General features: G+C 57.1%; 9 protein-coding genes. 6 read left to right on the top strand and 3 right to left on the bottom strand.

The features are described from left to right. Positions 1-94 precede the first annotated feature (94 nt). Entirely contained in the window at positions 95-805 is a 711-nt protein-coding gene (sfsA, locus tag Q1B46_RS21490; protein WP_299951845.1) for a DNA/RNA nuclease SfsA, read from the bottom strand. A gap of 51 nt (positions 806-856) precedes the next feature. On the opposite strand from sfsA, the gene Q1B46_RS21485 reads away from it, so the two are divergent. The 5 genes from Q1B46_RS21485 to Q1B46_RS21465 all read left to right on the top strand — a co-directional run bounded on the left by Q1B46_RS21485 (position 857) and on the right by Q1B46_RS21465 (position 4,677). After that, on the top strand, positions 857-1,579 hold the full coding sequence (locus Q1B46_RS21485; protein ID WP_299951843.1) for a molybdopterin-binding protein: 723 nt from the start codon (positions 857-859) through the stop codon (positions 1,577-1,579). Then, positions 1,576-2,286 (top strand): GNAT family N-acetyltransferase, encoded by a 711-nt coding sequence (locus Q1B46_RS21480; protein WP_299951841.1) that lies wholly within the window; start codon positions 1,576-1,578, stop codon positions 2,284-2,286. Before Q1B46_RS21485 ends, Q1B46_RS21480 begins: the two co-directional genes overlap by 4 nt. A gap of 25 nt (positions 2,287-2,311) precedes the next feature. Next, positions 2,312-2,869, top strand: coding sequence for a peroxidase-related enzyme (locus tag Q1B46_RS21475; RefSeq protein WP_299951849.1), 558 nt, complete (start codon positions 2,312-2,314; stop codon positions 2,867-2,869). Beyond that, entirely contained in the window at positions 2,866-3,768 is a 903-nt protein-coding gene (locus Q1B46_RS21470) for an OmpA family protein (RefSeq protein WP_299951839.1), read from the top strand. Before Q1B46_RS21475 ends, Q1B46_RS21470 begins: the two co-directional genes overlap by 4 nt. Before the next feature lie 90 nt (positions 3,769-3,858). Next, positions 3,859-4,677 carry a DUF2189 domain-containing protein gene (locus Q1B46_RS21465; RefSeq protein ID WP_299951837.1) on the top strand — a complete coding sequence of 273 codons (819 nt, stop codon included), beginning with the start codon at positions 3,859-3,861 and terminating at the stop codon, positions 4,675-4,677. Between the two features lie 105 nt (positions 4,678-4,782). Here the strand turns inward: Q1B46_RS21465 and Q1B46_RS21460 are convergent, their stop codons facing one another. Continuing rightward, entirely contained in the window at positions 4,783-5,688 is a 906-nt protein-coding gene (locus Q1B46_RS21460; RefSeq protein ID WP_299662047.1) for a LysR family transcriptional regulator, read from the bottom strand. A 228-nt stretch (positions 5,689-5,916) separates the two neighbouring features. Here Q1B46_RS21460 and Q1B46_RS21455 point away from each other — a divergent pair, with 228 nt between their 5' ends. Continuing rightward, positions 5,917-6,357 (top strand): DUF4399 domain-containing protein, encoded by a 441-nt coding sequence (locus Q1B46_RS21455; protein WP_299951835.1) that lies wholly within the window; start codon positions 5,917-5,919, stop codon positions 6,355-6,357. Positions 6,358-6,365: 8 nt separating this feature from the next. On the opposite strand, the gene Q1B46_RS21450 is transcribed toward Q1B46_RS21455, so the two are convergent. Continuing rightward, positions 6,366-7,619, bottom strand: coding sequence for an MFS transporter (locus Q1B46_RS21450; protein WP_299951833.1), 1,254 nt, complete (start codon positions 7,617-7,619; stop codon positions 6,366-6,368). Between the last annotated feature and the right edge of the window lie 178 nt (positions 7,620-7,797).

The following is a 7,797-nucleotide window of genomic DNA, read 5'->3' as shown; positions in this document are numbered from 1 at the left end:
CGAGCATGCAAAAGACCGTATCATAGACTGTTGCAAGGAGCAAAAAAGGGTCGAGTGGAGCCATACACTTTGGGCTCAAAGCAGCCTTTATCTGCTACCGGTTGAACTTCTGCCAAACACCAACGTCCACCCAAACCCCTTCCGGAGAGATTCGGGTGCCGCAGATCATTCGTTCAACACCCGATGACCGCGCAACCTCAAACGCCGCCGCATAAGCCGGGTCAATATCCGCCGCCAGTGCAAACCGGTCGCAATCGGTGCGTTGCACCAGATACAGCAGGATCGCCCGGTGGCCCTGCGCCGCCATTGCAGCCAGTTCGCCAAGATGCTTGGTGCCGCGCGTTGTGACGCTGTCGGGGAACTCGGCCAGACCCGGTTCGCGCGAAAGGGTCACGCTTTTGACCTCGACATAAGCGTCCGGCAGGTCGGGCTGGGTCAGCAGGAAATCGATGCGGCTGTTTTCGCCGTATTTGACCTCGGGGCGGACGGTTTCATAGGCCGCTAGTTCGGGGACCTCGCGGGCCTTCAAAGCCGCGCGCAATGCTTTGTTCGGGATCGAGGTATCGACGCCCGTAAAATGCCCATTCTCATGATCGACGAGCCGCCAGCCGTATTTCAGCTTTTTCTTTGGGTCGTCATTCGGCTCCAGCCAGATTTTCTCTCCCGGTTCCGCCAGACCCATCATCGAACCCGGATTGGCGCAATGGGCCGTCACCTCTTGTCCGTCTTCCAGCCTGCAATCAGCCAGAAAGCGTTTGTAGCGGCGGATCAGGCGGGCGGGGACAAGGGGGGTTTCAAATCGCATGGCCAACGGCCTATACCTGCCCTAACGGTCGATCAAGAGGGAGGGCGCGCCATGGCCAATCCAACCGCTGCAATGTTGGTGATCGGGGATGAGATCCTGTCGGGCCGAACTCGCGATGCCAATATGCATTATCTGGCTGGGGAACTGACCAAGCAGGGTGTCGACCTGAAAGAGGTTCGTATCGTCAGCGACGATGCACCGGCGATCGCGGCGGCGGTCAAGGCGCTGTCGGACACCCATGATCATGTTTTTACCAGCGGTGGCATAGGTCCGACCCATGACGATATCACCGCCGATTGTATCGCCCGCGCCTTTGGCGTGCATATTGATGTCCGTGATGATGCGCGGGCACTGCTTGAGGCGCATTACGAGAAATCGGGACTGGAATTGAACCAGGCGCGCCTGCGCATGGCGCGCATTCCAGACGGGGCGGCGCTGATTGATAACCCGGTCTCGACCGCGCCCGGCTTCACCATCGGGAACGTGCATGTCATGGCAGGGGTGCCTTTGGTCTTTCAGGCGATGGTTGCGAGTGTTCTGCCCACGCTCACCGGGGGTCGCCCGCTTTTGTCGCAGACGCTGCGCGTGGATCGGGGTGAGGGCGATATCGCCGCGACTCTGGCGGCGCTGGCCGAGGATTTCGACGACCTCTCGATTGGTTGCTATCCGTTTCAATCCAATGGCGTGTTCGGGGCAAATGTGGTTGTCCGTGGCGTCGATGGCGGGCGCATTGATGCCGCCATGACCCGCCTCGCGAAAGAGATCGAGCTTTGAGCACCGATTGGGCCGCAATAGTCGACGGTACATGGCCCGCCGCGGGGTATCAAACACAGGGGCCTTTCCAGTTGCGGCAAGGGCAGGGCGGCGGGTCGCGCGTTTCAGCCGTCAGCCGTATCGGGGAGGTTACGGACGCTGATATCGACGCCGCCGAAGCCGCCATGCAGGCGATGGGCCAAAAACGCATCTTTTGCCTGCGTCCGGGGGATGAAGCGCTGGACGCAATGCTAGCCGACCGCGGATATGACATCCTGGATCCGGTCAATATCTATTCCTGCCCCGTGCAGATCCTGACGGATATACCGATTCCACGGGTGACCGTTTTCAATGTTTGGGAACCGCTGGCCATCATGCGCGAGATATGGGCGCAGGGTGGAATAGGCCCTGAACGGCTTGCCATAATGCACCGTGCGAATGGCCCAAAGACCGGCCTTTTGATGCGTCGCACCGATGAACCCGCAGGCACCGGCTTTGTGGCGATCCATGACGGCATTGCAATGGTTCATGCGCTTGAAATACTTCCAGATCATCGCCGCCAGGGAATGGGGCACTGGGCCATGCGCGCCGCGGCTTTTTGGGCGCTGGACAATGGCGCACAGACGATTAGCGTGATCTGTACCAAGGCGAATGCCGGGGCCAATGGCCTCTACCGCTCGCTGGGGATGGAGATCGTCGGAGAATACCACTACCGCCAGCGCGTCTGAGGAGAGCGATTTGAAAAAACAGGACATGCCGACCGCCCTGAACCTGCCCATGGCGGACCCTCTGCCCCTGGAGACGCAGAAATACTTTGATATCTGTGTCGAGAAACTAGGCATGGTGCCAAACGTTCTTCGGGCCTACGCCTTTGATGTAGAAAAGCTGAACGCATTCACGGCGATGTACAATGATCTGATGCTGGCCGATAGCGGGTTGACGAAGCTGGAACGCGAGATGATCGCGGTTGTCGTCTCGTCCATCAACAAATGTTTCTATTGCCTTGTTGCCCATGGGGCGGCAGTGCGGCAGCTGTCGGGTGATCCGCAGCTGGGTGAAATGTTGGTCATGAACTACCGCGTCGCCAGATTGGACGAGCGCCAGCGCGCGATGCTGGATTTCGCCGCTAAGATGACCACCGCCAGCACAACGATTGAAGAACCCGACCGTCAGCAGTTGCGCGATGCCGGGTTTTCGGATCGCGATATCTGGGATATTGCCAATGTGACCGGTTTCTTCAATATGACCAACCGTGTGGCCAGTGCCACCGCGATGGTCCCGAACCCTGAGTATCACACCCAGTTCCGATGATCCGCTATTTATGCTTCTATATCGCTTTGTTGGCCGCACCTGCCCTGGCGCAAGATTTAACCTTGCCTTCCGGCGCTCGCCAGATTTCTGACCGTATCAGCGCGCTTGACAGCTATGACCTGCCAACCGGTGTTTTTGCCGACGGATCCGTTCCGTCTCGCACCGTTGAAGGACGGGTTGAACGGCTGACGTGGAGGTTGCAGGCCGGGTCCAGTACAACGCTGCAGATTCTCGCACCTTTGCGGGATCAGTTGCAGGCGCAGGGATTTGAGATCACCTTTGAATGCGAGGCGCGGACCTGTGGCGGGTTCGATTTCCGCTTCGGCACCGAGGTGGTACCGACGCCCGACATGTATGTGGCGATCCATGATTATCGATTTCTCTCGGCAACCCGCGATGATGAGGTGTTGACCCTACTCGTCAGTCGAAATCCTCCAGATGGCTATGTACAGATGATCCGCGTCACCCCGGTGGGAACTCAATCCCAACCGCCCCTTGTGATCGAGGAAACCGTTGACGGTACTTCGGGGTTGTTAAACGATCTGACCCGTGATGGGCATGTCATACTCGACGATCTGCATTTTCGCACCGGTGAAGTGGCGCTGGGCGAGGGGCCTTTTGCCTCACTCGCACTGCTTGCGGGCTATCTGGCAGATAACCCATCCACTCGATTGGCGCTGGTCGGTCACACTGACGATACCGGTGCCTTGCAGGCAAATATTGCCGTCAGCACCAAGCGGGCCGAAGCCGTGCGCGCCCGCCTGATCGAAGCCCATGGCGTATCCGCCGACCGGATCGAGGCGAAAGGTGTGGGCTATCTCGCCCCGATCACCTCGAACGCCACGCCCGAGGGCCGCGATATCAATCGCCGGGTCGAGGCGGTTTTGCTGATTAACTGACCCACTTCAGTTAGAGCGGCGGGCCGCTCCGATCCCTCTCTTGCTGTTATGCTTCGCCATAGTGCAAACTTGTTTACGGAGGAGTGTGTCATGACATCCAAGACCGCAGGTTCACCATCACCGGACAATCATACACCTCAGCAACAGGCGATGCCCGAAGTGAATACGCTGACAGCCCAGGATATCACCGCGTCGCTAAAGGCCGGGTTTTCCGACTTTCTGGCGCGCCCCGTCATGAGCGGTTTTTTCGGCCTGTTCTATGCGGTTTTCGGGATTCTGTTTGTCTGGTGCCTAGTCTGGCTTGGCAAGATTTGGATGATCATTCCCGCAGCAGTAGGTTTTCCACTGGTCGCGCCATTCGCCGCGGCGGGGCTCTATGAAATGTCCCGCCGGTTGCAGAGGGAAGAAAAATTTGGCTGGAACGAAATCCTCACCGTCATGGCCAATCAACGCAAACGCGAAATGGGCTGGATGGCCTTTGTCACCCTGTTCATATTCTGGGTGTGGACCTACCAGATACGGCTTTGGCTGGCGATCACGCTGCAGAATTCGTCCTTCTCGGATTTTAGTGGGTTCTTGAACATTGTGTTCTTCACCCCGCAGGGCTGGACCTTCCTCGTGATTGGTAGCTGCGTCGGTGCATTTATGTCGGCTGCGCTGTTTTCGCTGACTGTTATCGCTATGCCCATGCTGCTTGACCGGGAAACAAATTTTGTGTCCGCGATGCTGACTTCCATTCGCGTTGTCAGGGAAAACCCGGTTGTTATGCTTGGCTGGGCGGCAATCATCTCGGTCACCATGCTGTTATCGCTGGTTCCGGCGTTTCTGGGGCTGATTTTCACGCTGCCAATTCTGGGTCACACCACATGGCATCTTTATCAGCGGGCCGTGTCACCAGTTGCGGAGTGATGCACCCGGCCTATTGTTCGCAACAAACCGCACCGCGGTGCGCAACCACACAAAAAAAGACCCGCACTATTCAGTACGGGCCGTTTAGGTACCACAGGGAGAATTCTACCAATCCATCGGACCCTTTTCAGCAAAGGATGCGACTAGAAAATCAATGAAAGCCCGCACCTTGGGCTGCGTGAAGCGGCCCGGTGGGTAAACTGCATAGACGCCCTGAACCTCATCAGGCAAGGAGGGCATCGCATCCACCACTTCGCCCGATTTCAGGGCCTCGGCATAAAGATAGCTGGGCAAATGTGCTATCCCCAGCCCCGAGATTGCGGCGTTCAGCAGTGATTGACCGTCATTGACGCTCAGCCAACCGGCGGTGCGGACCTGACGCTTTTCACCCGAAGGTGCGGTCAGCTTCCATACATTGCCCGAAGATTGGCTGGAATAGTGCAGAAGCTTGTGTTCGTTCAGATCGTCGATCTTCTGCGGGCGTCCAAACTGTTCGATATAGCTGGGCGCAGCAACCATGCGTTTCACAGTTTCGGTTAATTTGCGGGCACGCAGGGTGCTGTCTTCCAGCTCACCAATACGTACGGCCACGTCAAAACCTTCGGAAATAAGTTCCACGTAACGGTTGTTGAGAACCATGTTCACGGTGATGTCGGGATAGGCAGACAGGAAGTCTGACAGTACCGGCGACAGGTGATTAACGCCGAAATCCGTCGCCACACTGATCCGCAGCAGACCAGAGGGTGCAGATTGCATCGATGTCACAAGGGCATCCGCCTCACCCGCGTCATTAAGAACACGGCGGGCGCGGTCGTAGTAGGCCAATCCAATCTCGGTCGGTGAAACGCGGCGTGTGGTGCGGTTTAGCAGCCGCGCACCCAGCCGTGCCTCAAGGCTCGACACGTGTTTGGATACGGCCGATTTTGAGATGCCCATTTTTTTGGCCGCGTCAGTGAAACCACCCTGGTCCACCACGTTGGAAAAGGCCTCCATTTCGGTCAGTCGATCCATTCTCGTTCCCCAGGTCTTCTGTTCGTTGTCTCTTTATCGCGATCAATCTGGGCGAGAACGGGGCAGACATGGGATAATATAAGGGTTTTGAAAGGGATCGTTTGCGACTGGGAAACGCCGAGAGTGCCGAGCACCTCAGTGTACGATTCTGCATAAAGCCCGGATTTTTGGAGTTTTTTCCAATCGTGCTATGATTAGAAAGGCATTTTTGTGACCAAGGAGGAGAGTATGAAAGCCAATTTCACCGCCGCCATCCTATGTTTTGCTGCAACTCTTGTCTGGGCCGGAGGGGAAACACCGGCGAATCCTGAAGCGAAGGTCTATTTCGTCAATTTGTCTGACGGGGATACAGTGCAATCTCCCGTTAAGATTGTGTTTGGCCTTGGCGGCATGGGCGTGGCACCTACTGGGGTTGAGAAAGAAAACACTGGCCACCACCACCTGCTGATTGACCGCCCGCCTTTGGGGCAGGGCGAAGACGGCGCGGATGAGTTGACTTATGGCCTGCCAGCAGATGATAACCACATGCATTTTGGTGGAGGTCAGACTGAAGTGACACTGGACCTCGCCCCGGGTGAGCACACGCTGCAACTGGTGTTGGGGGACGCAGGCCATGTGCCGCATGCCACGCCGGTCGTGTCCGAGGTGATTACGATCACCGTCGAATAGGTCAGTGCCTATTTGGCCATACCCGTGCGGTCGCGCTCTGGATTGGGCCGACCTGCGGGATCTACGAAAGACAGGATGGCGACGACAGCTAACAGGCTGCTGATGGTGATGAGGATAACGGCCCATACCACTTCGTTCATATGGGCAATCGCCGCCAGAAGGGCTGAAATAGCGACGATAGACAGACGGCTTATCGTTTGTGAAACAGCCTGTGCCACGATCCGCTGAGATTTCGGGGCCACGTCCATGAAATAAAGTGCCCGGGCGCTGCCCAACCCAGTGACGGCAACGGTCACGACAAACAGCGATACAGCGTGCAGATGCACAGTGTGATCCAGACCCCAGTGGTGGATAACAATAAGACCAACACCTGACACGGCGACCATCAGCGCACCCGTAATCATAACCACCCGGTTCGAGTAATTGCTGAGAGCCCGCCATAGAGGTGCGGCGACCAGCAATGCAGCTGCGGATGAAACAACAAGCGCTGTCAGCCCTTTGGCTGAACTGTGATGGGCCTCGGCTGCGATCAGCGCATAGAATGGAACCGACAGCCCGGCCACGACAAAGGTCAGTCGAAGCGCGATGAACTTTCGAAACCAAGCCTCACCAAGCAAGGATTTCGCGTCGTGCCAATACGTTTTCAGCGTATCAAACCGTGACATAGTCCGCGGCGCGACCGGGGCAGATTGATCGGGCGCGCGTTCTTGCAATGTCATCATCGCCAGCGCTGATAGGACAAAACACAGTGCGCCAAAGCCGACGACCATGCTGTGACGTGTCAGCGAAGGCGCACCCTGCATCAGCTGGTGCAACAACAATGCGATTGCGATGGTTGCGGCCCCTCCCAGGGCCTTTTGAATATAACTGATGCGCATCCTGTCCTTTGAGGGCAAGTTGTCGCTTACAAAATCGATGATAAGCAGGCTTTTGATCTCTTCCAGTACCCCAATGACGAATATCCCGGCCACAAAGGCTGCGATGACCATCGGCTTAGTCCCATAGATGACCGTGAGAATGACAACCAGAAAACAGGCGGCCACCGCAATATCCGTTCGGGCGATGGTGGCTTTCTTCTGGGGTAGCTGTGCAAGATGGTTTGACACGAATACGTCCGACAGCGTTCCAGCTGCGTGCCGGATGGATACCAACAATCCTGCCAGAAAGATGGGTAAATCCATTGCGACCGCAAGGAACGTCAGCACAATTGCGGGGCTCGCCATGGACCAGGCCGTCACGGCCAGCGCGCCCTGACCTGCCATGATTGGCAGGTTCCTTTGATGAAGTGCTGGCGGCTCTTTACCCATGATCCCATGTGCTGCAACGCCGTGATTACTTCGGCTCAGTCAAGTTGAGTTCACGACATGTCGCCAAAATACGCAAGGCTTGCGCGTCCCGCGCGGTCGGGACACCTCGTGTATACATTCCTCAGGATTGCGG

It is taken from the genome of uncultured Ruegeria sp. (assembly GCF_947500045.1).
Taxonomy (GTDB): Bacteria; Pseudomonadota; Alphaproteobacteria; order Rhodobacterales; family Rhodobacteraceae; genus Ruegeria.
Note: the sequence above shows the minus strand (reverse complement) of the source record. Positions and strands in the feature narration are given on the sequence as shown.

Coding starts and splice junctions, on each gene's coding strand:
- Q1B46_RS21485 (WP_299951843.1), top strand. CDS start 857: ATGGCCAATCCAACCGCTGCAATGTTGGTGATCGGGGATGAGATCCTG.
- Q1B46_RS21470 (WP_299951839.1), top strand. CDS start 2,866: ATGATCCGCTATTTATGCTTCTATATCGCTTTGTTGGCCGCACCTGCC.
- Q1B46_RS21475 (WP_299951849.1), top strand. CDS start 2,312: ATGCCGACCGCCCTGAACCTGCCCATGGCGGACCCTCTGCCCCTGGAG.
- Q1B46_RS21460 (WP_299662047.1), bottom strand. CDS start 5,688: ATGGATCGACTGACCGAAATGGAGGCCTTTTCCAACGTGGTGGACCAG.
- Q1B46_RS21450 (WP_299951833.1), bottom strand. CDS start 7,619: ATGGCAGGTCAGGGCGCGCTGGCCGTGACGGCCTGGTCCATGGCGAGC.
- Q1B46_RS21465 (WP_299951837.1), top strand. CDS start 3,859: ATGACATCCAAGACCGCAGGTTCACCATCACCGGACAATCATACACCT.
- Q1B46_RS21455 (WP_299951835.1), top strand. CDS start 5,917: ATGAAAGCCAATTTCACCGCCGCCATCCTATGTTTTGCTGCAACTCTT.
- sfsA (WP_299951845.1), bottom strand. CDS start 805: ATGCGATTTGAAACCCCCCTTGTCCCCGCCCGCCTGATCCGCCGCTAC.